Below are 24,977 nucleotides of genomic sequence, written 5' to 3' on the forward strand. Positions count from 1 at the left end.
AGAGAGTGATATCCGATACACTCTTTAATTGTATCGATATGTATAACACCTAAAAAAACATATATTCTTGAAAGAGGTTGAAAATGTATGATAGTCTTAAACAAGTTTTTTAACATTTTACATTACAAAAAGATGGTACCTGTAGTAGTTCTTTCATGTGCAACGCTTATAGGCTGTTCTGATGGTAATACTCAATCTGAATTACCTAAACAAACGAAACAAACAAATCAAATCAAACAAGAAATTACTGGTAATGATTCTTTTGTTAAACTTGAAAAAGAATTTGATGCTAAACTCGGTATTTATGCATTGGACACTGATACGAATCAAACCGTTACTTATCAATCAGATGAACGGTTTGCATACGCATCTACCCACAAAGCTTTAGCTGTGGGAGTACTTTTACAAAAGAAATCAATAGAAGATCTAAATCAAAGAGTTTTGTATACCCGTGAAGATCTTGTTAATTACAATCCAATTACAGAAAAGTATGTTGATAGTGGTATGACCCTGAAAGAGCTTGCAGATGCTTCTCTTCGATATAGTGATAATACTGCACAAAATCTTATTCTTAAACAATTAGGTGGACCTAGTGAATTCAAAAAATCACTAAGAGAAGTAGGAGACACCGTTACAAATCCTGAACGTTTTGAACCAGAATTAAACGAAGTGCCTCCAGGAGACGTACGTGATACTAGTACCCCAAAGGCATTAGCTACTAGTCTTCAGGCTTTTACGCTAGGAGATGTACTTTCAACTGAGAAACGGGATTTATTAATAGATTGGATGAAAAGGAATACTACCGGAGACAACTTAATTCGTGCCGGAGTTCCAGGAGGATGGGAAGTAGCTGATAAGACTGGCTCGGGATCTTATGGAACCAGAAATGATATCGCAATTATTTGGCCACCAAATAAAAAACCAATTGTTCTTGCGATACTTTCTAATCATGATAAAGAGGATGCTAAATACGATGATAAGCTTATTGCAGAAGCAACCAAGATAGTGTTAGATGCTTTAAAAGTGACAAATAAATAATAATTGTAAATAGTTATTATTATTTTCCCGGTTTTTCGTCACAATATTGTGAGTCATGATTTTGCTAGCGGACTAATGTTTATGGGGTTCTTCGTTGGAGTTGCATTTTTAGCAACGATGGCAAGTTGCTTAATGTTTAAAGTTCTGTCGGGAGCATCAAAAGATGTGGCACGTTATCAAACGTTTCGTAAAATTGTTGTCCGCCGAGAATTATTAACAAACTCAATCTATAAAGAGTTATACTTCATATTTTTATTCCCAGCAATTGTCGGGATTACTCATATATTATTTGGTATGAACATGTTTAGTCCTATTTTAATCGATCCGTACTCTCGTATTTGGTTACCACTTGTTATTTTTGTAGTAATTTACCCGATTTATTACTTGATTACAGTTCAATTATATAAAGGAATTGTACTCTCGAAAAAAAGATCAATGTAATGATGTTATTCATAAAGAATGATAGATAATCCTTTTTGGAAAGAATAATTAAGAGAGAGATAACATTAATTATCGACTGTATCGAAAGTGAAATCACTTCTTTACAGAAGGAGATGGAGAATTAAGTCAATCGAATGAATATTATAGCCTGCTAATATCCCAGAGTATGTTATAAATAATATTGCCACTTGGGTGCAAGGAAGATTGAAATGAAATTAGCAACCATATTTTTAAATAGTTATTTTCAGAGGCAACAAGTGTATTAGGGAGGGGGCATTTGGCTTAGAGGAATCTTCATGTGAAAAGACCTGAAACAGCCTTCCCTATAGCAATAATAAAGATGTCTAATTTCTAATATAGAAAATAATAGCGTTGCTACATTCAATATGTAGCAACGCTATTTAAATTTTTTAAACAGGGTTAAATTTTTCAAGAAATTTACCTATAAAAAATGATATCCAATTAAATTTATAAGTTTATCCTCTATGTATTTTGTAACTACATTTCATCTTGCTGTAAAGAAACAAAAAACACTTTTTTATTCAATAATTCCAATTTCTAGAGCCCTTTGAACAGCTTCTTCTTTGTTACAGACTCCTAGCTTTGTATAAGCTGTGGAAGCATAATTTCTGACCGTACCATTCGATAAATATAACCTTGATGCTATGGTAGTGTATCGAAGTCCCTTTGCTACTAGCTGTAATATTTCTATCTCCCTAGCTGTTAGCTCATAAGCGGCTGCTTTTGATTGTGGTGTCTCTTTTTGCTCATCGAACTTCTCAAATATTTTGTGAGACATTCCCTGATCAATCAGTGTTCCACCTTTGTGAATAAGTCGGATCGTATTAGCTAGCTCCAACGTTTCAATAGATTTAAGTAAAAAGCCATCCGCACCGTTGCGAAGTGATTCCAACGCCTGTTCGGTATCCTGAAACGTTGTGAAAATTAATACGCGGATATGTGGCCATTGTTGCTTGATTTTTTTGGTTGCTTCGACTCCATCCATGTGCTGCATATCTAAATCCATAAGTATAACATGGGGTTGAAGGCGCCCACACAAATCGATGGCTTCATTGCCATCTTCAGCTAAACCGACTACATTTAAATCTTCATATCTATCGAGTAGTGTCCTCAAACTTTCCCGGACAAATGGCTGATCGTCTACAATTAACAAACGAATAAGTCCATCTTTTATTTCAGTTTGTCGCGGTATGGTACAAGTAACAAGCATTCCTTCCTCTGGCTTTGTATATACAGACAATTGACCTTGCAAGTTCATTGCTCGTTCTTTCATCGCATTCATACCGAAGCCTTCCTGCCATTCTACATTTCCTTTTCCATTATCTTGAACTTCTAATCTCGTATATTGTTGTTCAAACTGCAATGAAACTATAATTTCAGTTCCCTGACCATGGCGTACTGCATTCGTAAGGGACTCTTGTAAGCAACGAATGAACGCTATCTTTGCTTGCCGAGACAATTCATATTCCTCTCCGTATGCTCGAAAACTTACATTAACCTGAGCGTGCTCCTGAAATTCGGCTCCAAGATTTTGGAGAGATTGAATTAAGGAAGGCGATTGACACGGAGAATCCATTTGATGTAGGTAACCTCTCACGTCCTCGATGCTTTTCCGTCCCATTTCAAGCAGAGAATCTAGCCTCTGTATACCCATTTCAGTAGCAAGTTCGGTGCGCAACGTTTCCATCCCCATAATAATAGAAGTATAAGCGTGACCAACTGTATCATGAAGCTCACTCGACAGTCTGTTCCGTTCTTCGGCCAGTGTAATGCGTTCAATCTGAGACATATATTGCTCAAGTACCGCGTTTTGTTTACGAATCGCTTCATTTTGTTTATGATTGACGATTAATAAATGAAAAGCGAAGCCCATTACATATGCGAATCCATAATAGGTGACCATAACCCAATAGCTATTACTTGGCGCAACCGCATAGAAAATTCCAGTCGTTATAAAAACTGTTATTGGAGCTGTCCAATAATAGGACAAATGCTTACTATTCGCAGCAATTAGAAACACTGATATAAGAAATATGTTGTAAGCTTCCGGAAATAATGAGGTTAAATATATACATTGTCCACCATATAGCAGTATTTCTGTGAACAAATAATATTTATAATTGAATAGTAAGGCTACCCATGGAACAGAGAAGGCAATAATTTCCCAAAGAATAATAATCCAAAGTGGTAATGTTAAACCATCCTGAAAATTTAATGTAGCTAGGATGATAGACACACTAGTAAGTAGACGTATCCCTAACATAATCCAATCGTACCAAAACCAATACTTAACCATATCTAACAAGTTCTTTACCCCCTAAATAGCCTACCATTTTCTTCCTATATTATAATTTAATCCTTCCTGCCTTATTATACTTTTTAATTTAAAACTACGATACTACTCACAGACTGCAAACTTTTATTGATTTAGTTGCCGAATCATACTACGTGTATAGCCCCCAATTTTCTTTGTCAAACCTTCTACTATTCTAATACTTATGGCGGTAAATACTATCCCCATAAACATTACAAAGAGTGACTTGGCAAAAGTATCTATCTGTATGAATATAATATTCATATCGATGTATCGATACAGTAGTGGTGCCAACAGGAGCATAAGTGGCATTACATAAAAAATGATTGCACTAATGAGACTGAAAATGCCAATCACTAATTTCTGCATTAACCAAAAGACAGCAGACCAAGTACGACGATCTGTAAGCACTAATTTCACCTGAGCCCAGTTCGATGTATCTATTGTTATACTTTTATCATAAGAGTCTGTTGAAATATCTGTATAAATTTTCGTCTGTATGCGCTCGAATTGGATAAAAGGTGTCGTAGTCTGTAGTACGCGCATAATTAATGGAATCCCAACAACAGTAAATGAAAGGGTGAAACTAAATAGCAGAGCTATAAGATAAAAACAAAAATAAAACAATCCTGTAACGAAAGTTAGCAATAAAAAATAACCATTCTGGATGAATTTTGATTTCATAAAGTTCATCGCTCCTATCTATGTAATAACCGAATTGTACTGCTTTTTTTGTCATTCTCACTAGTGTAAAAGTGTCATATGACATTTTTAAATGATGATAAAAAGGGGAGAGTAACCTACTTCTGGTTAAAAAAGATGCTTATATGAATCACCATAAAACAATCCCGTTCTTGCATCTGCAAGAACGGGATTGTTTTGTACTTTTATTCCACTTTAATGGGCAGTAAGACCCCCACCTCAAAATGCAGCGAAAGCAAAGAATTTAGGTGGGGGATCAACTGCCCATAAAAGTCCGATTGGTTCAACTAATAATCAGTGGGGGATGAAGAAAATCCCCACTGATTAAAGTTTCACTTTATTTAATATGAGATGGACTTGTTTTTCGAATATGAAAAATAATATCAAATTGCTCAAGCAATGACGTATCAAAGTATGCCGATTCGTTCGGGAAGATTTGTCCCCCTATACTTAGTAATGGTCTTTTTGCTTTAACCCATTTTTCTGCTTGTCCTTTAAGGTGACGGTTATCCAATAAAAACATGTTATATGGTACTTTTCCGAGAGTATAATTGAAACTTTTTACATCTTGTGGAATAGTGTCGGTTGTAATCTTACCTCCAGTGGAAGGATCATATTCGCTGTATAAGGTAAAATTCCCCTCCGTAGTTGTACTACCAATTGTGACATAATTATTGTCTAAACGTTCCTTCAAAAATTGCCCCGCAACATAAGGGTATAATTTCTCATCGATAATTCCTTTAGCTATATGAATATTGTGTGCCCATACCATCGTTTTACCACCAAATGTTTCTTGTGCCCACATTGCATGATCGGCCAAGTATTGCTCATGTAGCTTTAACATACTTGGATAGTCGTTAGGAATTAGCATTGTGGTAAATTTCTCTATTGCACTTGCCGTTGCTTGTGCCCAGATGTACTCGGGTGAAGCTATTTCTGTGTTGGCTTGCCCATTCTCATCTTTTAGTAATTGGGCTACTCTCTCAGCGTTTGCTTTGAACTTTTCTTTTATTTCAGGAGCAAGGTCCATATATTCCTTTGTACTTCCATTAAAAGCCGACAATTCTTTATAATTTTCTTCTACTTTTGCCAGCAAATCTGGTCGATGTAGTCTTACATAATCAATCACTTTATTAAAGCAACCTTGGTCCAACTCCTTTAAGTCGAGCCCAATAAATTGGATCTTTTTTTTATTGGATGGATCAGCATTATAATCTTTCATCCACTCAATCATGGCTATAATTTCATCAGTAGGATATAACAAGTTTAAAAATTCCCTAGGGTTTCCTTTTCCTGTTTGGATATATTCATTTAGTTTTAAGCCGTTTCCCCAATCTTCTTCCATTGTGAAATTCGTAAAACCCATCTCAGTAACCAAATATTTCACAAGGCGAAACTTCATAGTGAAAATTTCAGAGCTTCCATGAGTATTCTCTCCTAATCCTACATATTGTGCGCTCCCAATCATTTTCTTAAGTGGTTTTAAATCCTCAAATGATTTTGACGGCTCTATCGTTTTTAATGGGTAAGCCTGTGATTGTATGGATTTAACTATATTTTTTTGTATTGATTGACCTGAATTTTCGACTGCTACTGTTTGAGCCTTTCCTACTTCCGCGCATCCTGTGACTAATAGAGCTGTACTAACCATTGCAATTATTTTTTTCTTATTCATTTTTTTCCACCTCAATTGAATTATTTGTAAAAGCAAGAATGATTCATTGTACTTGCACGAATCAATTGCCTTAATTCAATTGTTATTTATTCCATATCATATTTTCTAGTTACATAGTGTCATAAGGTTAATTGACACAGGTCATAGACTAATCATTACACTTTTGTACTATCGGTTATGACAACTTATAAATAATAATTACATGGATGAGTTGCAAGTAAAACTAGATTATAAATTTGGGAGTGATGTTAAAGATGAATGAATCTGTATGCCAAAATATTTTTATTCTAAGGTGTGTCTGTAGAAATGACAAGAAGTAAATTTGATAAACAAGTGAATGAAAGGGGAAGGCGGATTACAATGATATTACACGCAAAATCGTTCCACAATAAAGATAAAATTCAACGTGCTAAAATAGGACTTCAACTCTTTCTGAGTATTTTAATCATTACTTCTATTATCCTAAATGTAGTAGTAATAATTACGAAAAGTATGCCGCTTATTGTGGTATATATGTTTACCCCAGCACTTTCTTCTATTTTGACTCGCATAATACTGAAAGAAGGGTTTAAAGATGTATCTTTTGGTCTCGGTAACTTAAAGGTATGGAAGGGGATTGGTTTTGCTCTGCTAATCCCTATGATTATTTGTGGAATTACTTATTCTATCGCCTGGCTGAGCGGAATTGCGAGGTTTCAGCATCCTGAAGGTGGTATGTTAGAACCGATCTACAATATACTTGGACTTCAGTATGTAGCGGCACCATTCAGTTTCATTTATCTAGTTGTATTGAGCGGCATCTTCGGAAGTTTGCTTAACTTAATCCCAGTTTTGGGAGAAGAAATGGGTTGGCGAGGTTATATGCTCACAAGGCTAGTCGATGCAGAGTTTTCACGGCCGATCCTTATTAGTGGATTGATTTGGGCAACGTGGCATGTTCCAATTGTTATTGCTGGTCTATATGTAGAGGGACCATCTGTCCTACTTTCAGTGCTTGGCATCTATTTATGTATTGTGCCATTCAGTTATATTACAGCTTATTTACGACTTATCACAGGTAGCGTTTGGCCTTCGGTTATCATCCATACTACTTGGAATGCCATTATTCAAGGACCTTTCGCACGTGCAAGTACAGGATATCAAACTGAGATTTGGATTGGAGAATCTGGCTTGATAACCGCTATTATTATCTTGATTACTGCAATAATTACGTCTCGAATCGTAAATTTTACTAAATAGCATACGGATGTGTTTTAAATTCAATTAGTGAAATATGACGAGGCGAAATAAGATGCTCCTAAAAATATTAGAAAAAATCTAGTTGAACAGACTCTTACTTCATCTTAGGCTGCTGGATATGTGGGGGACATCAAGCTAAGAAAATAAACTTGGTTTGCCATAAAAAACATAATGTTTTCATTTAAAGGCTATGAGATGAAATTTCATCATTTTCATCACGTTTGACCTTCAGGAAATAAAAAGTTAAACGATTATACAAATACTCTAACTGAAAAAACGATAGTCCTTCTACATTTTAGATAGAAGGACTATCGTTTATTTTTTTGACAAAATTAGGAGGTGATGTTTATAAAATGGATAATATAATTCGTATTTTGCGTAAAGAGAAAAAATTTTCCGAAGAAGATGTAGTTAATTCCTTTGGTATAACGGTTGATTGAAATTTCATTTTATAACTTGTAAAGGGCTGTTCAATGCATCGTACTATTAAAAAATCTAAATTTAATCATTAAATTGCGATAAAATGTGTTCGGAAATAATGAAATTTTAGGAAAAATAAGGTACACTAGTTTATGATTTTAGTTGAAAATCGTTTGACGTTAATGCATACGGGGGAAAGATTGATGAACAACAATACAACAAATGAATCAGTTGAAGAAATTGATCAAAAACGAGTAAGATCAAAAAAACGTTATACAAATTGGAAGTTTATCGCAGTGGGTATTGGTGTAATTGCACTTCTTATTGGGGGAATGAGTTATTATCAGGCAACTCACTTCAATTCGAATGTTACAATTAATGACACAAAAGTTGGTGGTCTGAGCGCTGATCAGGCAATACAGAAACTAAAGACATCTGGACTAGCAAACAAAGTCTATGTTGATCAACAACAAATTTTAGATGAAAAAGATACAAAAACGGAACTTACGGAAAAAGATTTGCCTCAGGTTAAGAAACTATTAAAAAGTCAGTGGACATTTTTTCCTTCCTCAAAGGGAGAAAATTATTCATTGCTACCAGAGAAGGCAGATCAGTATCGTAGTGAAACGATGAAAAAACTTGTAGAAGAAAAGCTCATCTCTATGAATGAGAAATTAAAAGCGCCTCAAGATGCTATGGCGAAGCTAGAACAAGGGAAAATTGTTATTTCGAAAAGTGTTGAAGGAAAACAGTATGATGTTACTAGTCTACTGAAAGATTATGATAAACAAAAATATAAAAGCGAAATTCATCTGAAGTCTGCATACATAAAACCTATTAAAGAAGACGATCCGATTGTCAAAAAAGAGGAGAAAGCACTACAGGATCTTCTTGGGCAGTCTGTTGAGTATAAAGTGCAGGATGAAGTTTATCCTTTAAAAGCGAAAGATTTAATTCAAAATGCCTCTATGTCAAAGGATATGAAAGTTACAATTGATGCGAGTGACATTAAGAAGAAAATTACTGAAATTAATAATGCCAAATCAACATTAAATAAAGATTTCTCATTTAAAACTCATTCCGGTTCAGTCATATCAGTAAAAGGACAAGGATACGGCTGGGCACTAGATGTTGAAAAAGAAACTAAACAAGTTCAACAAGCCTTTGAGAAAGGCGACAAATCGCTTTCTGCTTCTAATATTCACGGGAATGGTTGGGAGAAGGAAGGTATCGGTTATAAAACAACATCGAATAATGGCATCGGAGACACGTATGCAGAAGTTTCAATTGCAGAGCAACAAATTTGGATTTACAAAGATGGAAAATTAGTCGTTACAACAAATGTAGTAACTGGTAAACATAGTACTGGTGAAGATACATCACCAGGTGTGTGGTACGTCCTATATAAACGAACACCATATACGCTAAGAGGTAACGCAGTAGGAAAAGCTGATTATGCGGTTAAAGTAGATTACTGGGTTCCATTCACAAATAGTGGTCAAGGATTTCACGATGCGGGCTGGCGAAAAGACTGGGGAAATAATGCTTATTTAACAGGAGGATCAGGTGGGTGTGTGAACCTTCTTCCTAATGTTGCAAAAACTGTATATGATAGTTTGAACACGTATGATCCAGTTATTGTGTATTAAAAAATAGCTACGTATCAAGAAATAAACAAAGCAGGAAATCTTACCTGATGGTATATGAAAAAACACCTCTTGCATTCGCATACTAAGTGTGCAAATGCAATGGAGGTGTTTTTGTTTGAATACAAGAGCGTATTGCTTATAAGAAACAAAGTAGAAAGAAATAATAAGTATTCAAATAGTCAATAAAATTGACAATGAATATCATTTTCACTTAATATAGAATCGTTGCATTTAATTAGACATGAATTTTTTGTTAATATAATAGATTTCTATTAAGTTGTCACATTTAAGAACTATCATTAAATATTTTAAGAATTTAAACGTAGGAAAGGGTAATATAAAATGAACTGGAAAAAAGGCGGATTATGGGTTATTATTTTTTTCGTTGTAAAAGGCACGATTTCTACACTTTTAATCGTTACAGGTGCTAAATATTTTGATTTATCATTTATGCAACTTATCTTATTAATTCTGACCTTATTAGTGATTTCTCTAATAAGCCGAAAATTGCTGTATAGATATAAACAAAACAAAAAGCAAAAAGAGCTAAATATATAAGGAAGCCCCAGAGACCATTGGATTTCTGGGGTTTTATTTTGATAGTTTTTTCGCATGTATATCAATTTAACAGAATAGGTTGTCCAAAATGATAAAATCGATGATGTTTAAAATGCGTCAGTTATTTTTAATAACGATTGATACCCGTATTTCTACAATCTATATAAATGACTCAAGCTTCGCATCTTATGAATTCCCTGAAGTGCTAAACCTAAGCAAAGTAATGAACTATCTTAAGGAAGAAAGTTGAGTTAGCCAATCGCATATGTTTTATTGAAAGGATGTGATTGAATTATGGAACGGCCGAATTGGGGAATTGGAGGATTAGTATTCGTTGGCTGTATGTTTCTTGGTGGAGGAGTGGGATCTATGTTAGGTAATGCCCAAACTGGATGGCTAATAGGAATGGGCGCTGGATTTCTTGGTATGGCTTTAACGAGACTGTTCAGAAAATAATGTAACTGAGATTCTTCTTCTGGTAAATAAGGAAATATGTAAGTAAGTCATGGCATAAGAGTTCTATAAATTATAGTTAGAATCTTCTCTTTTGTATTTGTTTTTTCTAAATTTCTCCATACATAGATACGATTCTCAAGTCGGAGGATAGCACCTTAGGGTGTCTTTTTTATGCTTTTTAAAAATGTCTTACCATATAATAGCTGAGTTTTGCTTTCAGTCTCCGATGCCCATTAAGCATAGAATAAAAATTCTGCACCATTTAAACTCTGATAACAATTCATACAATCAAGAATAATTGAGTTAATAGCTTTCGGTAGATTGCCATCATTTTTTTATAATAGATTAGATTCATTGCCGTTTCAGACCTATGTATGAATTCATAATCTAATAGTAAAAGGAGGAATGATTAAAGGTATGGCGGTTAATGAGGAATCAATTTGTCAACAGTTTGCAAGAATCATTGGCGGTCAAGAAGGATTCGCCGGTGGGAAATGCGTGGCAACAATAAACCGAGATGAAATACGAGCAACAATCTTGGGAAAACGTTTTAGAGTAACAACTTCCTTTTCATTCGAATCACGAGACAATAAAACCGGACGGGCATTATGCCTAGGCCGAGTAGCACTCTTACAAAAAGAAGTCACTGAATTTGTGGCGACAATTATTAAACAAGGAATAATCGTTTCGTCTATACACAATGAGTGGTTATGTGATGATCCAAATTTAATTTACGTTAATATCGAAGACGTTGATGATCCACTAAATTTTGCAAGAAAAGTGAGAAGAGCGTTATGCACGTAATCAATTTCTTTAGTTAAACGAGTCATTATATTAAATTGAAAAGTTCAGCGTGTTGGATGGTTTTATAAAAGGAAAGAAGGTGTTTCATATTTGGAATGCCTTTTCTTTATGTTTTCGTTACTAATGTGGGTGGTTAACTGATTACATGCTGTTTATCTTGCAACAGCAAGAACTGGATGAGGTATCTTTAAAGGTGTTTGACTGTCTATAGATACCATATTTTATCAAATGTTATTAGCATATCATAAAACGATAAGGGAGAAATCGCCTTCATACCAACCAATCAAAATCTTGAGGTACTATTCTTTATGTTGTAAGGTTCCACTATTATTTTCATCAATTACTCAACGTACTGCTTCGATGTTTTGATGAGTCATTTTAATAAATCCTTGCTTTTCATGAGATAATACTTTTTGATGAGTCATTTTGTGCATGGCATTGATTATATGACGATTAGAATTGAGGTCAAGTATTACCTCTTCACCTTTAATTCTATCAGTCTGCTTTTCCTTAACTCCTGATTATATTAGCTTCAATAACATATGATCATTCTTAAGAATATCATTGAAATGTACGAATAGATGTTAGTGCAGCAAAATAAATTGTGTTATGATATGAGGAAATATAAAGCTATGTAACGGAGGGAATAACATGCCGCATGTTGTGTTTCGTGGAATTACTACTGAACAATTAAAAAGCATAAGCAAGCCATTAGTAGAAGAACTCGCAGATATCTGTGAGTGTGGTACGGATAATTTCACCTTGGAACTACCAAGTTCTACGTTTGTATTCAATGGAGAAGAAATAGAAGCGTTTCCTCTTATTGAAGTGAAATGGTTCGAGCGTGGACAGGAAATTCGTGATCGATTTGCCAAGGCCATTACTACATATGTAATGGATTTTGGACTTCCAGAAGTAGAGGTTGTATTTACAGTTTTCACAGAATCAGCGTATTATATTAACGGGAAGCATTGTGCAAGTTAGAGCTATTAGAAAGATTTTTATTCCTATAATAAAATATGTTTCATTAAAAACAAGGGCCGGAATTCCGGCTCCTTTTCTATCCTAAAGCTTCATTTTATCTCTCCGTCTCAAAAAACTCAATCCATTCTCCATCAGGACCAGCGAAGAATATGTAACGTGTTCCATCTGGTAATGTTTCAATTTCTTCTCCTAGTAAAAAGGTTACTTTTTGTTTCTTCAGTCTTTCGATCTCATCCTCTAATGAATCCACTTTAAAGCAAATGTGATGTACTTTTCCTTCTGCCGGAAGAGAAGAGTTGTAGCCTTCAATGAGTTCTAGTATCGTTTCTTTTGATTCTTCCACACCTAAAAAAGCGAGTTTTAAGTCTGGATTCGGGTGTCCCATACGTTTCATGAGTTGTAAGCCGACTACTTCTTCATAAAATGAAATAGATGTTTCTAAGTTTGCAACCATAAGTCCGACGTGTTCAATTCTTCTAACTGGCATGTAGATTCCTTCTTTCTGAAAATTATATACAATATGTTATTGAAAATTAAGAAAATAAGCAAGATAAAAACCTTACAAATTTTAGCGTTTTATATGGTATAGTGAGAAAGTATGTTTGGGGAGAAGGAAGGAGATTATACGATGAATACAACTACTCAAACTCCTTCATTATCGGAAACGATGAAAGAGTGGCATTATGCATTAGCATATGAAATTAAACATTGGAAAACGATAGGTGGTAGTAAAATTTCTATCATGAATGGTCGTTTTTTATATACAGATTATGAAAGTACAGTATACGTATTTCAGCTTATTTCGGAAGTAAGCTTACCTGAAGGTTCACCCATTCGAATTGAGTTTGATGGTGAGGAAGCGACAGGAGAAGTATTGTCTGTACATGGATTAGAAATAGAACTGAAATTAAATGATTATATACAAGGTGAAATACGAGAAGCTGTTTTATATAGTGAACCGTGGCAATTGTTAGAGCAACTACAAGAGAGGTTGAAGGAAGCACGTAAAGATAAGCTAAAACGTAATCGTATAAAGCGTCTTGTTGATGGGACGAGCAGTCCGAAACATATTGAGAAGATGAAAAATCCGAAAAATGAATTGGCATATCGTGCGTTTTATAATCCGACAACTTACGTATGGGGACCACCAGGAACAGGGAAGTCTTACAATTTATCACGTATTATTTCGGCTCATTATCAAAAAGGAAAATCGGTACTTGTGTTGGCTCATAGTAATGCGGCAGTAGACGTATTAATGAGTGAAGTAACGAAGCAAATTGAGAAGAAAAAGAAATGGACGCCTGGCGAAATTGTTCGTTACGGTTATAGTCAACATGAACATATACGAAATCATGAAACGTTACTTGCGTCGAAGTTAGTTGAAACGACGAACGGATCTTGGGGTGAGGAAAGACTCTATTTAGAAGAGACGCGACAAGATCTTCGTGAAAAAATCTTATCGTATAAAGCAACATCTGCTGATAAGAAGCGTATACAAGAGATTGAAAGTGATCTTCGAAAGCAAAAGGCTAAAATTAAAGAAGTAGAAAAAGAATATATTGAAAATGCGAAAGTAATCGGCGCAACTTTATCGAAATGTGCCATTGATTCACTTATTTATGAGCGCACATTTGATTTAGTTGTTGTAGATGAAGTAAGTATGGCATATGTTCCGCAAATTGCATTAGCTGCTTCACTTGGAAAACGTATCGTCGTTTGCGGTGACTTTTTACAGTTACCTCCAATTGCGATGGCAAATCATGAACTCGTTCGCAAATGGCTTGGGGAAGATATGTTTTACCATGCTGGGATTGTTGAGTCTGTTAATAAATCAGAAGCACACCCAAACCTATTTATGTTGCAGGAACAAAGACGTATGCATGCGGATATATCGAAGTTTACGAATTCGTTTATTTATAAAAATAGAGTATACGATCATCCGTCTGTTTCAGAGCGTAAAGAACTTGCGCAATTGCAGCCGTTCGCAAATGAAGCGAGTGTTTTATTTGATACGAGCCAAATGGGAGCTTTTTCGTTAAAAGATGCTGCTTCTGGTTCACGTTTTAACATTATGTCTGGTTTAGTAGCAATGCAAATGATGTTAATCGGATTGTTAGACGGTGTGCAATCAATCGGTATTGTGACACCTTACAGGGCGCAGTCACGCTTTTTATCAACGTGTATTAGAGAAATGTTGCAGAGAACGAAATATCAAAACATACCAGTTTTAGCGGCGACAGTTCATAAGTTCCAAGGTTCTGAAAGAGATATGATGATCTTTGATACGGTTGACAGTTATCCGCAAGAACGACCTGGCGTATTATTCTTTGATCACAAAAACCATCGCCTCGTCAATGTAGCAGTGACAAGGGCGAGAGGGAAGTTCATTCAATTATCAGATTGCCATTATATGCGTAAAAACCTTTCAAGAAAACAAGCGTTATCGCAATTAACAGCTCATATAGAACGTCACGGAGATGTGTATGATCGTACGACATCAAGACAATTGTGGGAACGGAAAATTTCGAAACGTTTACGCTGGTTTATGGAAATGAATCTTGAGGAAACGAAAGGGTTATTGAAAGATATTTTAGTCGCAAAACGAAAAATTATTATTTCACTTCCAAGTACAAAACAAGTGGATAAACGAGTATGGCAAGCGTTAATGCGTACAAATGCGCAAATAACAGTGTATAGTGATGGACCAGTTCCACTGAAAAATGTAAAGTTACAAAGACAAAATAAAGCATTCCCGTTTATCGTAATTGATGATGAAATCTTCTGGGCAGGCGCACCCCTTACATCCCAAATGATGTTTGAAGGTAGTACGGAATTTCCGTACGTATGTGCAAGACTGCAAGCACCTGAGACAATTGGTGTATTAAAAGGATTTTTAGATATTCGGTAAATTCGGATAGGAATTCCTTGACTTTTACTTGGAATGAACTTAGAATAAAAAATAATTTAATATAATTTTATGAAAATTCTTATCACGAGAGGTGGAGGGACTGGCCCTATGATACCTCGGCAGCGGATTCGTTATGAATACTGTGCCAATTCCAGCAAGGTAACTTGAAAGATAAGAAAGAAGCTCATTTTGACTGTATATACAGAAGCCTCTTTCTATCTTTTAGAAAGAGGCTTTTTTATGTGAAAATAAAAGGAGGAAGAAAAATGGGAGCGACAGGAGTAGCGTCACAAAGAAAAACAATTGAAGAGAGTATCGAAAGAAATAAGGAAAAGTACATAGAAACAAGTCATGATATTCATGCGAATCCGGAAATTGGTAACCAAGAGTTTTATGCATCTAGAACGTTAAGTTTATTGCTAGGCAGTGCAGGATTTCAGTTGCAGCACAATATAGCTGGACATGAAACGGGATTTATCGCGCGAAAAAGCTCTGGAAAACAAGGACCTGCAATCGCATTTTTAGCGGAGTACGACGCTTTACCAGGACTAGGTCATGCGTGTGGTCACAATTTAATTGGCACAATTAGCGTTGCAGCAGCAATCGCATTATCAGCAACGCTTGAAGAAATTGGCGGGGAAGTTGTCGTGTTTGGTACGCCAGCAGAAGAAGGCGGGCCAAATGGTAGCGCGAAATCAAGTTATGTAAAGGCAGGTTTATTTAAAGACATTGATGCGGCGCTTATGATTCATCCGAGCGGAAAGACAGCGACAACGAGTCCTTCATTAGCAGTCGATCCACTTGATTTTCATTTTTATGGAAAAACAGCTCATGCTGCAGCTTCGCCAGAAGAAGGGATTAATGCATTAGATGCGGTTATTCAGCTCTATAACGGTATTAACGCACTTCGCCAACAACTTCCGTCAGACGTGAGAATTCATGGGGTCATTACAGAGGGCGGAAAAGCACCTAATATTATTCCTGACTACGCTGCAGCAAGATTCTTCATCCGTGCAGCAACGCGAAAAAGATGCGCGGAAGTAACAGAAAAAGTAAGAAACATTGCACAGGGAGCAGCGTTAGCAACAGGTGCAAAAGTAAAAATCCATCAATTCCAAAATGAAATCGATGAATTACTCGTAACAAAAACATATAACGATATCGTAGCGGAAGAACTAGAACTATTAGGTGAAGATGTAAATCGTAAAGAAAGAGTAGGGATTGGTTCAACCGACGCAGGAAACGTAAGTCAAGTCGTACCGACAATTCATCCGTACATTAAAATCGGACCAGATGATTTAATTGCACATACGAATGAATTTAGAGAAGCAGCACGTTCAGAACTTGGAGATAAAGCATTAATTACATCGGCAAAAGCATTAGCGAATACGGCATATCGATTAATTACGGAAGAAGGGTTGTTAGAGAAGGTGAAGGAGGAGTTTAGAGAAGCGCAGAAGAATCAGGGGTAGATGGTTAAAGGGAGTGGGGGATCCACTCCCTTTCTTTTTTGCGTAACACTGATGCTAAGATTTTTTTGCAGTAAAATCAATATTAGTAGAATTTTTTTAATCAAACTTTTTTCTAAATGAACATAAATACTTGCAATATTTAAATTAGTACTATATAGTTCTAGTTATGACAAAGGTAAAATTAATGAATCAAAGACGTGTGATTGAAGTAGCTGCAACATTATTTTTAGAAAAAGGGTTTGCTTATACAAGTATGGATGAATTAGTACGTGTAAGCAAAGTTTCAAAGTCTAATGTGTATTATCACTTTTCTAATAAGGAAGTATTATTAGAAGGGGTCGTTGATTATTGGATTGAAATGTATCAATCTGCAATTGATGACGTACTTTCTCAGAACCAATTTTTAGTTGAAGATCGTATCCAACTGTTTTTAAAGCAATTATCACAAGGAGTTCAGTCGAGAGAGTATAAGGGGAGCTGTCCATTTATCACTCTTTATATTCAAAGTCCTAAACAGGCCACGCAAATAAAAGAAAAAATAGGTCTTTTTTTTACAGGATTACAAAAGAAAGTTTCTCTATTACTTAAACAAGGGGTAGAGAATGGAGAATTCAGAAATACGATTCATATTGATGAGGTTGCATCACTTTTTATTACAAATCTTGAAGGAGCGTTATTTATTTCAGAAACATTGAAGGATGCAACTGTAATCACGAAAACAGCAGATCATTTTTTAAAATTGCTTCGATAAAAGAAGCATTTTTTTTACATCAAATTAGTACTGAGTAGTACTAAAAAGGGGGATTTTATATGAGAACAGTATTTTTAACTGGTGGAACAGGCTTTATTGGAAAGCAATTAGTGAAAGAATTAGCCAAAGAGGATGTGAAAATTCTTCTTTTAGTCAGGTCGAAAAGTAAAGCAATACGCCTTTTTCAAGAAAGAGGCATCTTAAAAAAGGAAGTTATGCACTTTATTGAAGGTGATTTGACGAAAATAGATTTAGGTCTAAGTGCTGAAGATAAGGAGAGGGTATTGAAAACGGATGTGATTATTCACGCAGGAGGCCCCATGGATATTCAAGCGACAAGTAAAGAGGCAGCTTCCGTATTTTTAAATGGCGCGAAACATATTAGTGAATTAGCTAAAAGTATTCATCAATTGAAGGGCTTGCAACAATTTATTCATGTTGTAGGTTATATGAGTCCCTTTGATGATAAAAATAGCAAGATTGCAATTGATGTGTTTCAAGAAGGAAACAATTATTTGAAAATAAAAAATCCATATGAGAGAACAAAATTTTTAGCAGATCTTTATATCCGTCAGCAGGCATCAGCAGTAGGTTATCCGCTTTCTGTAATTAATCCGCCAACTGTAGTCGGTAGTAGTAAAACAGGGAGTACAGAGCAGATAGCAGGATTAGGTTTGCTTGTGAAGAGTATGCGAAGAGGGCTCATGCCAATGATTCCTGGAGGTAAGGGATATAGGTTACCACTTATTTCAAACGATGGGCTTGCGAAGTTTATTGTGCAGGTTTTCAGATTGGAGCAATCGACTATTCAAACATATACACTTGTTGAAGACAAACCGCACGATCAGAACATGGCTGAATTATTAAGTATTATGTCGGAAAGTATGAATATGAGGGCACCAAAAATCTCGGTCCCAATGCCACTTATGAAAGCAATTATGAATAGTGGAGTAGGTAAAATAACAAAAATTCCTTCTGATGGACTGAATTTTATTACAAAACGAAAATTTTCAAATGTTTCAGCGAAAAAAATTATGGGAGGAGATTGGTTTAAGAAGGCGAGTGTAATGAAATTTTTCCCTGCCGTAGTAGCTGATTTGGATTATCGAATGATGTATCAAAATGGCCAGCATAATCATGTATTTAAACGAACATTATGCGATAGCACTACTCTTTACCAATTACAAGGAGAGGGTAAACCGTTTATTTTATTACATGGTTTATTGAGTGATGGAGAGGATTTATTTCCTTTGGCACAAGAGCTTCATGAAAAAACTGGTCAACCTGTATGGATCTTGGATCTTCCAGGTTTGGGACGTTCTCCTTTTAAACGAGAGAAAAATCTTCTAGCTATCTATTTGAATGTAGTGAAAAAGTTATTGGAGAAAGCTACGAATGGTGCACATCTAATTGGCCATTCATTCGGTGCGTTTATTCTTCTGGAAGCATTGGTACAAGAGTACATAGATGAGAAGTATGCAATCACTTTACTTCAGCCACCTGTTGCTAAAAAAAATGCTAAATCGCTAAATGTTCCTCAATTTATAAACAAATGGACATTAAAATTGGCAACTACTAATTTGATAGGGCGTTATTTATTAAGTAATGGTTTGTTTGAAAGTATGGAGAGTATCCCTGAACATTATATTGAAAAAATAAGTAAAAGTTTTACTTCTCCTAGAATTTTAAATACAACGGTTCAGCTTAACAGTTTACTACTGAAAAACGATCAAGATGATTTCAATGAAGTAACAAAGTATAATCTTCACATTATTTGGGGGGAGTATGACAGAGCCTATTCTGCTCCATCGCATCTTGGTAAAGTTGATTTTGTTCCATATGGCCATCATTTTCCTCTTAGCCATCCGAGTGAAACGGCAACATTAGTAATAAAAAATAGTAATACTAGCAGATGAGAGTGTGGGATAAATAAAAAGTGTGTAGTAAGATTGTTGTGTCTTTGAAATAAAATCGTACTGTGTGGGGTCTCGCGAACAAGACGCGAATTTTGCACGCTAAGCAAAAAAACAATAAGCTGCCCACATGGACAGCTTATTTACATTATTCTCGTTATTGGAAGTTATTTTAACTTTTCCTGATCCGAAAGAGTCAATCTTTGTTTTGTTCTTCTAACAGTTGAATAACCTTATCTAATTTTGTGCGACTGAATCTTGCTTTTTACGATTGTTAGTATGACGAATTATACGTATAATGCCCCTAAACATTGCACAGATAATTAATAAAATAATAGCAACTCCTATGGAATAAATAGAGTTTTCCATAAGATAATTTATCAATAATTATTCTTTTTTCTCCGGCTGATAGGAAAGAATAACGACACCTGAACTGGTCGTTCTTGTTTCTATAAGTTTTAATGCTTTTGTATTGTTCTGGTCTTTAAAGAGACGCTTTCCGCTCCCTACGATAACGGGATTGACTATAAAGTGATATTCATCAATGAGGTCATGTTGCATTAATGTTTGTGTAAGATCACTGCTGCCATAGATTAAAAGGTTCTGACCAGGCTGTTCCCTCAGTTTCGATATTTCTTCTACAATATTACCCTTGATAAGATTTGCATTCCATTCGGTTTTTTCCAAAGTTGTTGAAGCAACAAATTTAGGCATGCTGTTCATCTTATCAGCAAAACCCTCTTCATCAGTCATAGAAGGCCAAGCAGCTGCAAAACCTTGATAGGTTACTCGCCCTAGTAGAAGAGCTTCACTTTCAAACAGTAAATCGGATTGAAACTTTGCTACTTCTTCATTGAAATATGGAGCAGTCCAAGCTGGTTCCTCCATGACACCATCTAGTGAGAGGTACATCGATACAATTATTTGTCCCATTTTGTTCTCCTTTAGTTTTAAATTGAGATTTTTACATATTGGTAACACAATTATTAATTCTTCAGCTAGAGAAATTCTCCCTTTTTAATAGTTTCGACAAAATATATTTATGTGTGTTTCGGAATAATCTAATATATATTAATAACTTTGAAATATTGTATAACTTCTAATTTTTATGCATTATTGATTAGAATTGCTTATTGTGCTAACGAATCAGGATAGTGTGGCGACCGACTAAATAGTTGCTTAGCCTCAATTATTAGAAGGGAAGTTCTATCATTTCGCGAATTTATTAGACATAGACGAGTGCTATAATTTTCTATATCTACATAAAGAGGTGACTACGCATGAATCAAAGACCGTCAGAAGAAGAATACGCTGGGAGCTCCGGCGAATATATCCGTTTGGTGCCAGACGGTAACATCATCGACATTTTGCTCGCTCAGGAAAAGCAAATGACCGAGCTCCTGGCATCGTTGACCGAAAGCCAGGCCGCATATCGGTATGCGGAAGGAAAATGGACACTGAAAGAAGTTGTGGGCCACATTACAGACGCGGAACGCGTCATGACCTACCGCCTGCTCCGGTTCGCAAGAGGGGACCAGACTCCGCTGACCGGTTTCGATCAGGAATTGTTCATGCCTCCTTTTGGAAGCTGGACAATCGCGCAACTGGCCGAAGACTACCAGGCCGTCCGGCAATCAACGATCACATTGCTGCGCGGGCTACCGGCTGAGGCGTGGAATCGTAAGGGTACAGCCAACAACCTAAGCATTACGGCGCGCGCCCTCGCGTACGGCATCGCAGGACACGAACTTCATCACATGGGGGTCATCCGAAATCGGTACTTGAGTTAATCGTCGGCTGAGGCCTTTTGAATGGAACTAACACTTAGATACCGTTCTTATTGGGGCCCGCCCCACAACCATCAACTTAAGGATTTAAACTATTTTTATGAATATGCACCAAAAACAAGAGTTATATCGATTTTTCTCATTTTGGGGTATTTGTTTTTCTTAGCTTGATGGGGCACTACTCTATAATGGTCAAATTAAAATTTAAAACAGTTATAGAGACTCCATCGCTGGGAAATATTATAACTATTAAGTTGTAAAAAGAACCGTAGTTTTTCATTGTTGAAAAAGCTATGGTCTTTTTTACTGTAACAAAGATAGGATGCGAGGAAGTTTTTTTGATAAATCAAAAAAACTTGATTAATTAGTTGCATATAGAACCCATCTGCGTATATACTATAAATATCAAAAAAAATTGATGAAGGGAGAGGAAACTACAGTGGCACAAGATTTTAAGTTATATGAGAAAAAGTTTAAAGCGTTGGCTGATCAGAAGCGTTTAGAGATTATGTATGAACTTTGCCAGCGAGGCCAGACTTGTGTATGTGATTTAACAGAGATTTTTGAAATGACGCAATCTAAGTTGTCCTATCATTTAAAGATTTTATTAGACGCAGGTTTAATTGTAAAAGAAACAAAAGGTACGTGGAGTTATTATGATTTAAATGATGCGGAAGTAAATAATTTATTATCAGAAGAATTATGCTGTATCTTTAGAAAAACAGGTAAAGGTAGCTGCTGTTAAAATTTTGAGTAATTAATCAAAAAAAATTGATTAATAATATATAAAGAGGAGGAATAAGGTATGAGATATATTCACGTCGGTATAAACGTTACGAATTTAGAGAAGTCTATTGAATTTTACGAAAAGGTATTTGGTGTATCACCAGTTAAAGTGAAAACAGATTATGCAAAATTTTTATTAGAGACGCCAGGACTTAATTTCACGCTGAACGTGCGAGATGAGGTGAATGGAAATCAAGTAAATCATTTTGGTTTCCAAGTGGATACAGCTGAAGAAATTACATTGCATAAAGAAAGATTAGAAAAAGAAGGTTTCTTCGCGCGTGATGAGATGGATACGACTTGTTGCTATGCAGTACAAGATAAGTTTTGGGTAACGGATCCTGATGGGAACGAGTGGGAATTCTTTTATACAAAAGCACAGAGTGATGTTCATAAAATAGAAGAGGCATCTTGTTGCACGACTTCTAACGTAGTAGAAAAAAATTCTTGTTGTTAATAGGAGATGGAAAATAAAATGAAACGTTTATCTTTTCTAGATCGATATTTAACACTATGGATTTTTCTAGCTATGGCTGTTGGGATTGGTTTAGGGTTTGTATTTCCTAGTGTAGTAGATGGACTGAATACATTACAAGTTGGAACAACGTCTATCCCGCTCGCTGTTGGTTTAATTGTCATGATGTATCCACCATTAGCGAAAGTTCGCTATGAGGAAATGGGCCGAGTATTTAAAGACGTAAAAGTATTGGTTTTATCTTTAGTACAAAACTGGATTATTGGTCCGGTACTTATGTTTGTTTTAGCGATTATTTTTCTTCCTGATAAGCCAGAATACATGGTCGGGCTCATTATGATTGGTTTGGCACGCTGTATTGCCATGGTAATTGTTTGGAACGATCTTGCAGATGGGGATAAAGAGTATGCAGCAGGTTTAGTGGCTTTTAACTCAGTATTTCAAATGTTATTCTTCTCCGTTTATGCATACGTGTTTGTAACAGTCATTCCAGAATGGTTAGGGATTGAAGGGGCTATTGTCGATATTACAATGGGAGAAGTAGCGAAATCTGTATTTATCTATTTGGGAATTCCTTTTATAGCAGGCATGTTAACACGTTTTGTACTCGTTAAGTTAAAAGGAAGAGAATGGTATGAAAAGGTGTTTATACCGAAGATTAGTCCACTTACATTACTTGCATTATTATTTACAATCATCATTATGTTCTCTTTAAAAGGGGAAATGATTGTTAGCGTACCATTAGATGTAGTAAGAATAGCAATTCCATTACTCATTTATTTTATTGTGATGTTTTTTGTTTCTTTCTTTATGGGAAGAAAAATTGGTGCAAACTATCCGGTGACAACAACGTTAGCATTTACAGCAGGTAGTAATAATTTTGAGTTAGCAATTGCTGTAGCAGTTGGGGTGTTTGGTATTCATTCAGGTGCAGCATTTGCAGCAGTTATCGGACCATTAGTTGAAGTACCTGTAATGATTGCACTTGTAAACGTTGCTTTTTGGTTTAAGCGTAAATATTTTAATGATCAACCAGCATAATTAAAAAACAAAGGCGGAAAACAACATGGAAAACAAAAAGACAATCTATTTCTTATGCACAGGAAATTCATGCCGAAGCCAAATGGCAGAAGCATGGGGTAAACAATATTTAGGTGATAAATGGAATGTATATTCTGCAGGAATTGAAGCACATGGAGTAAATCCAAATGCTATTAAAGCGATGAATGAAGTAAATATTGATATAACGAATCAAACATCAGATATAATCGATTCAAATATTTTAAACAACGCTGATTTAGTCGTTACGCTGTGTAGTCATGCAGATTCTGTTTGTCCTTCGACACCTCCGCACGTAAATCGTGTTCATTGGGGATTTGATGATCCAGCAGGAAAAGAGTGGTCTGAATTTCAACGTGTTCGCGATGAAATTGGAGAACGTATAAAGAGATTTTCTGAAACAGGGGAGTAAATAAAGGAAAGAGCCAATCTTCTATCTTATAGAGGATTGGCTCTTTTTTTATTGTACATAGTCATGACTGTATTGGTTCGCATAAATTACCGGAAAATAGAGGGTATTCTATTGAATTGATAAAATTAGAAATCTATTTAATCATGTAGGTGTTCACAAATAATAAATTCATTTAAAAGATAATATAGTTGCTTAGAATTAGAGATGGTATGATGAATAATTACAATATCTTCCTTGTTTTATGTATAATTTAATAAGGGGATTTTTAGATATTGAAATAAAGGGTAGTATATTAGCGCGAGGGGGAGAATGATGGATAAGTTGTTACAAGAAATTATAAATTGGTTAAGGATGAGCGATGAAAAAATTGTTATTGGTATTTCAGGACATGGTGCAGCTGGAAAAACAACGTTTGCTAATAGACTCGTAAATCTACTAAATCAAAATGAAGTAAATTATATTAATACAGATCCTTACATTGTCAGTTCGGATATCCGTAAGCATGCAGTGATTCACTATACATATCAAAATGAAAATCATCGTTATAAAATGACAGCTTGTCATCCAGCGGCACACCATTTGGCAGCTTTAGAAAGAGATATTCAGATGGTTAGAGCTGGGCTAGATTTTTATACGATAGATACGCATTATATGAAAAGTAAGTTGATTTCTTCGAAAAATAAAGTAACGATTGTGGAGGGAATGAGTGCCGCATTTATTAACCCTGATTTATTTGATTTGAAAATTTATTTTTATACAGATGGCGAAACGGAACTAATGAGAAGATCAAGCCGGGATATAGCTGAAAGGGGAGCGGATATAAGTTATTTAAGGCAGTCTCATGAAGAACGACGGATTCAATATGAAGTATTTATGCATTCGTATAGTCAGCGTTTTGATATCATTATCAAAACTTCTGATGAAACAATATGTTTAGAAAAGAATACATTTGAGTTTTATAAAATTTAAATGAAAATCCTCACTTTGTTAATTACATTATGACGGTTAATTTTTCTTACGGAGTACTTGTATTAAACAAATGTATTATTTAATCAATAATACATTCACTATGAAATATCTAAATTTTAAAAAAGATTTAGTAGCCTTCTTTTA

Annotated in this window: 22 protein-coding genes, 4 pseudogenes and 1 riboswitch; of the genes and pseudogenes, 19 read left to right on the forward strand and 7 right to left on the reverse strand. The window is 35.4% G+C overall.

The window, feature by feature from the left end:
* Positions 1 to 87: 87 nt before the first annotated feature.
* The 3 genes and pseudogenes from bla to ACTFRY_RS08330 all read left to right on the forward strand — a co-directional run.
* Positions 88 to 1,038: a class A beta-lactamase gene (gene bla / locus ACTFRY_RS08320; RefSeq protein ID WP_098616821.1), complete on the forward strand. Its 951-nt coding sequence runs from the start codon at positions 88 to 90 to the stop codon at positions 1,036 to 1,038.
* A gap of 45 nt (positions 1,039 to 1,083) precedes the next feature.
* A pseudogene (locus ACTFRY_RS08325) lies at positions 1,084 to 1,479 on the forward strand (ABC transporter permease); the annotation flags it as partial.
* A gap of 52 nt (positions 1,480 to 1,531) precedes the next feature.
* A pseudogene (locus ACTFRY_RS08330) lies at positions 1,532 to 1,692 on the forward strand (alpha/beta hydrolase); the annotation flags it as partial.
* Between the two features lie 325 nt (positions 1,693 to 2,017).
* Here the strand turns inward: ACTFRY_RS08330 and ACTFRY_RS08335 are convergent.
* The 3 genes from ACTFRY_RS08335 to ACTFRY_RS08345 all read right to left on the reverse strand — a co-directional run bounded on the left by ACTFRY_RS08335 (position 2,018) and on the right by ACTFRY_RS08345 (position 6,191).
* Positions 2,018 to 3,805 (reverse strand): helix-turn-helix transcriptional regulator, encoded by a 1,788-nt coding sequence (locus ACTFRY_RS08335; RefSeq protein ID WP_098616819.1) that lies wholly within the window; start codon positions 3,803 to 3,805, stop codon positions 2,018 to 2,020.
* A 114-nt stretch (positions 3,806 to 3,919) separates the two neighbouring features.
* Positions 3,920 to 4,498: a sensor domain-containing protein gene (locus ACTFRY_RS08340; RefSeq protein ID WP_086423264.1), complete on the reverse strand. Its 579-nt coding sequence runs from the start codon at positions 4,496 to 4,498 to the stop codon at positions 3,920 to 3,922.
* Between the two features lie 355 nt (positions 4,499 to 4,853).
* Positions 4,854 to 6,191, reverse strand: a complete 1,338-nt coding sequence (locus ACTFRY_RS08345; protein WP_001035214.1) for an erythromycin esterase family protein — start codon at positions 6,189 to 6,191, stop codon at positions 4,854 to 4,856.
* A gap of 360 nt (positions 6,192 to 6,551) precedes the next feature.
* Between ACTFRY_RS08345 and ACTFRY_RS08350 the strand changes: the two genes are divergently transcribed.
* The 5 genes from ACTFRY_RS08350 to ACTFRY_RS08370 all read left to right on the forward strand — a co-directional run bounded on the left by ACTFRY_RS08350 (position 6,552) and on the right by ACTFRY_RS08370 (position 11,317).
* Entirely contained in the window at positions 6,552 to 7,430 is an 879-nt protein-coding gene (locus ACTFRY_RS08350) for a CPBP family intramembrane glutamic endopeptidase (RefSeq protein ID WP_074595638.1), read from the forward strand.
* Positions 7,431 to 8,053: 623 nt separating this feature from the next.
* On the forward strand, positions 8,054 to 9,499 hold the full coding sequence (locus tag ACTFRY_RS08355; RefSeq protein ID WP_074595476.1) for a L,D-transpeptidase family protein: 1,446 nt from the start codon (positions 8,054 to 8,056) through the stop codon (positions 9,497 to 9,499).
* A 342-nt stretch (positions 9,500 to 9,841) separates the two neighbouring features.
* A complete protein-coding gene (locus tag ACTFRY_RS08360) occupies positions 9,842 to 10,057 on the forward strand; it encodes a hypothetical protein (protein WP_001104105.1) in 216 nt (71 codons plus the stop codon).
* 294 nt (positions 10,058 to 10,351) lie between these two features.
* Positions 10,352 to 10,513: a hypothetical protein gene (locus ACTFRY_RS08365; RefSeq protein WP_000441008.1), complete on the forward strand. Its 162-nt coding sequence runs from the start codon at positions 10,352 to 10,354 to the stop codon at positions 10,511 to 10,513.
* 417 nt (positions 10,514 to 10,930) lie between these two features.
* The gene (locus tag ACTFRY_RS08370; protein WP_001986336.1) at positions 10,931 to 11,317 is read left to right on the forward strand and encodes a DUF1259 domain-containing protein; all 387 of its coding nucleotides are present in this window, start codon (positions 10,931 to 10,933) and stop codon (positions 11,315 to 11,317) included.
* Positions 11,318 to 11,619: 302 nt separating this feature from the next.
* Here ACTFRY_RS08370 and ACTFRY_RS08375 read toward each other — a convergent pair.
* A pseudogene (locus ACTFRY_RS08375) lies at positions 11,620 to 11,838 on the reverse strand (DUF6241 domain-containing protein); the annotation flags it as partial.
* 130 nt (positions 11,839 to 11,968) lie between these two features.
* On the opposite strand from ACTFRY_RS08375, the gene ACTFRY_RS08380 reads away from it, so the two are divergent.
* Entirely contained in the window at positions 11,969 to 12,301 is a 333-nt protein-coding gene (locus tag ACTFRY_RS08380) for a DUF1904 family protein (RefSeq protein WP_001120970.1), read from the forward strand.
* Positions 12,302 to 12,395: 94 nt separating this feature from the next.
* On the opposite strand, the gene ACTFRY_RS08385 is transcribed toward ACTFRY_RS08380, so the two are convergent.
* Positions 12,396 to 12,788: a VOC family protein gene (locus ACTFRY_RS08385; RefSeq protein WP_001145286.1), complete on the reverse strand. Its 393-nt coding sequence runs from the start codon at positions 12,786 to 12,788 to the stop codon at positions 12,396 to 12,398.
* A 111-nt stretch (positions 12,789 to 12,899) separates the two neighbouring features.
* Between ACTFRY_RS08385 and ACTFRY_RS08390 the strand changes: the two genes are divergently transcribed.
* From ACTFRY_RS08390 to ACTFRY_RS08405, 4 genes are all read left to right on the forward strand, one after another.
* Positions 12,900 to 15,209 carry an AAA domain-containing protein gene (locus ACTFRY_RS08390; protein WP_016118237.1) on the forward strand — a complete coding sequence of 770 codons (2,310 nt, stop codon included), beginning with the start codon at positions 12,900 to 12,902 and terminating at the stop codon, positions 15,207 to 15,209.
* Positions 15,210 to 15,285: 76 nt separating this feature from the next.
* Positions 15,286 to 15,387: riboswitch (SAM riboswitch) on the forward strand.
* An 88-nt stretch (positions 15,388 to 15,475) separates the two neighbouring features.
* On the forward strand, positions 15,476 to 16,681 hold the full coding sequence (locus ACTFRY_RS08395) for a M20 family metallopeptidase (RefSeq protein WP_000501337.1): 1,206 nt from the start codon (positions 15,476 to 15,478) through the stop codon (positions 16,679 to 16,681).
* A gap of 184 nt (positions 16,682 to 16,865) precedes the next feature.
* Entirely contained in the window at positions 16,866 to 17,432 is a 567-nt protein-coding gene (locus tag ACTFRY_RS08400) for a TetR/AcrR family transcriptional regulator (protein WP_001076337.1), read from the forward strand.
* 59 nt (positions 17,433 to 17,491) lie between these two features.
* Entirely contained in the window at positions 17,492 to 19,348 is a 1,857-nt protein-coding gene (locus tag ACTFRY_RS08405; RefSeq protein ID WP_086392800.1) for an alpha/beta fold hydrolase, read from the forward strand.
* A gap of 193 nt (positions 19,349 to 19,541) precedes the next feature.
* On the opposite strand, the pseudogene ACTFRY_RS08410 reads toward ACTFRY_RS08405, so the two are convergent.
* Both ACTFRY_RS08410 and ACTFRY_RS08415 read right to left on the reverse strand, forming a co-directional pair.
* Positions 19,542 to 19,714 (reverse strand): annotated as a pseudogene (locus tag ACTFRY_RS08410) (DUF4083 family protein).
* An 18-nt stretch (positions 19,715 to 19,732) separates the two neighbouring features.
* The gene (locus tag ACTFRY_RS08415; protein ID WP_098616818.1) at positions 19,733 to 20,278 is read right to left on the reverse strand and encodes a dihydrofolate reductase family protein; all 546 of its coding nucleotides are present in this window, start codon (positions 20,276 to 20,278) and stop codon (positions 19,733 to 19,735) included.
* A 347-nt stretch (positions 20,279 to 20,625) separates the two neighbouring features.
* Here ACTFRY_RS08415 and ACTFRY_RS08420 point away from each other — a divergent pair, with 347 nt between their 5' ends.
* From ACTFRY_RS08420 to ACTFRY_RS08445, 6 genes are all read left to right on the forward strand, one after another.
* Positions 20,626 to 21,135 carry a DinB family protein gene (locus tag ACTFRY_RS08420; RefSeq protein WP_001076316.1) on the forward strand — a complete coding sequence of 170 codons (510 nt, stop codon included), beginning with the start codon at positions 20,626 to 20,628 and terminating at the stop codon, positions 21,133 to 21,135.
* A gap of 415 nt (positions 21,136 to 21,550) precedes the next feature.
* Positions 21,551 to 21,877 (forward strand): arsenical resistance operon transcriptional regulator ArsR, encoded by a 327-nt coding sequence (arsR, locus tag ACTFRY_RS08425; protein WP_002000155.1) that lies wholly within the window; start codon positions 21,551 to 21,553, stop codon positions 21,875 to 21,877.
* A gap of 60 nt (positions 21,878 to 21,937) precedes the next feature.
* Positions 21,938 to 22,375, forward strand: coding sequence for an ArsI/CadI family heavy metal resistance metalloenzyme (locus ACTFRY_RS08430; RefSeq protein ID WP_001269068.1), 438 nt, complete (start codon positions 21,938 to 21,940; stop codon positions 22,373 to 22,375).
* Between the two features lie 18 nt (positions 22,376 to 22,393).
* On the forward strand, positions 22,394 to 23,434 hold the full coding sequence (gene arsB / locus ACTFRY_RS08435; protein WP_061663761.1) for an ACR3 family arsenite efflux transporter: 1,041 nt from the start codon (positions 22,394 to 22,396) through the stop codon (positions 23,432 to 23,434).
* A gap of 25 nt (positions 23,435 to 23,459) precedes the next feature.
* The gene (gene arsC, locus ACTFRY_RS08440) at positions 23,460 to 23,864 is read left to right on the forward strand and encodes an arsenate reductase (thioredoxin) (protein ID WP_000428357.1); all 405 of its coding nucleotides are present in this window, start codon (positions 23,460 to 23,462) and stop codon (positions 23,862 to 23,864) included.
* Between the two features lie 312 nt (positions 23,865 to 24,176).
* On the forward strand, positions 24,177 to 24,833 hold the full coding sequence (locus tag ACTFRY_RS08445) for a uridine kinase family protein (RefSeq protein WP_000359535.1): 657 nt from the start codon (positions 24,177 to 24,179) through the stop codon (positions 24,831 to 24,833).
* Positions 24,834 to 24,977 lie beyond the last annotated feature (144 nt).

Origin of the sequence: Bacillus cereus group sp. MYBK195-1, assembly GCF_051916605.1 — a bacterium.
GTDB lineage: Bacteria > Bacillota > Bacilli > Bacillales > Bacillaceae_G > Bacillus_A > Bacillus_A cereus.

Bases quoted from the DNA above. Each gene is read 5' to 3' on its own strand.
- bla (WP_098616821.1), top strand. From the start codon at position 88: ATGATAGTCTTAAACAAGTTTTTTAACATTTTACATTACAAAAAGATG.
- ACTFRY_RS08340 (WP_086423264.1), bottom strand. From the start codon at position 4,498: ATGAAATCAAAATTCATCCAGAATGGTTATTTTTTATTGCTAACTTTC.
- ACTFRY_RS08345 (WP_001035214.1), bottom strand. From the start codon at position 6,191: ATGAATAAGAAAAAAATAATTGCAATGGTTAGTACAGCTCTATTAGTC.
- ACTFRY_RS08350 (WP_074595638.1), top strand. From the start codon at position 6,552: ATGATATTACACGCAAAATCGTTCCACAATAAAGATAAAATTCAACGT.
- ACTFRY_RS08355 (WP_074595476.1), top strand. From the start codon at position 8,054: ATGAACAACAATACAACAAATGAATCAGTTGAAGAAATTGATCAAAAA.
- ACTFRY_RS08360 (WP_001104105.1), top strand. From the start codon at position 9,842: ATGAACTGGAAAAAAGGCGGATTATGGGTTATTATTTTTTTCGTTGTA.
- ACTFRY_RS08365 (WP_000441008.1), top strand. From the start codon at position 10,352: ATGGAACGGCCGAATTGGGGAATTGGAGGATTAGTATTCGTTGGCTGT.
- ACTFRY_RS08370 (WP_001986336.1), top strand. From the start codon at position 10,931: ATGGCGGTTAATGAGGAATCAATTTGTCAACAGTTTGCAAGAATCATT.
- ACTFRY_RS08380 (WP_001120970.1), top strand. From the start codon at position 11,969: ATGCCGCATGTTGTGTTTCGTGGAATTACTACTGAACAATTAAAAAGC.
- ACTFRY_RS08385 (WP_001145286.1), bottom strand. From the start codon at position 12,788: ATGCCAGTTAGAAGAATTGAACACGTCGGACTTATGGTTGCAAACTTA.
- ACTFRY_RS08390 (WP_016118237.1), top strand. From the start codon at position 12,900: ATGTTTGGGGAGAAGGAAGGAGATTATACGATGAATACAACTACTCAA.
- ACTFRY_RS08395 (WP_000501337.1), top strand. From the start codon at position 15,476: ATGGGAGCGACAGGAGTAGCGTCACAAAGAAAAACAATTGAAGAGAGT.
- ACTFRY_RS08400 (WP_001076337.1), top strand. From the start codon at position 16,866: ATGAATCAAAGACGTGTGATTGAAGTAGCTGCAACATTATTTTTAGAA.
- ACTFRY_RS08405 (WP_086392800.1), top strand. From the start codon at position 17,492: ATGAGAACAGTATTTTTAACTGGTGGAACAGGCTTTATTGGAAAGCAA.
- ACTFRY_RS08415 (WP_098616818.1), bottom strand. From the start codon at position 20,278: ATGGGACAAATAATTGTATCGATGTACCTCTCACTAGATGGTGTCATG.
- ACTFRY_RS08420 (WP_001076316.1), top strand. From the start codon at position 20,626: ATGAATCAAAGACCGTCAGAAGAAGAATACGCTGGGAGCTCCGGCGAA.
- arsR (WP_002000155.1), top strand. From the start codon at position 21,551: ATGAAGGGAGAGGAAACTACAGTGGCACAAGATTTTAAGTTATATGAG.
- ACTFRY_RS08430 (WP_001269068.1), top strand. From the start codon at position 21,938: ATGAGATATATTCACGTCGGTATAAACGTTACGAATTTAGAGAAGTCT.
- arsB (WP_061663761.1), top strand. From the start codon at position 22,394: ATGAAACGTTTATCTTTTCTAGATCGATATTTAACACTATGGATTTTT.
- arsC (WP_000428357.1), top strand. From the start codon at position 23,460: ATGGAAAACAAAAAGACAATCTATTTCTTATGCACAGGAAATTCATGC.
- ACTFRY_RS08445 (WP_000359535.1), top strand. From the start codon at position 24,177: ATGGATAAGTTGTTACAAGAAATTATAAATTGGTTAAGGATGAGCGAT.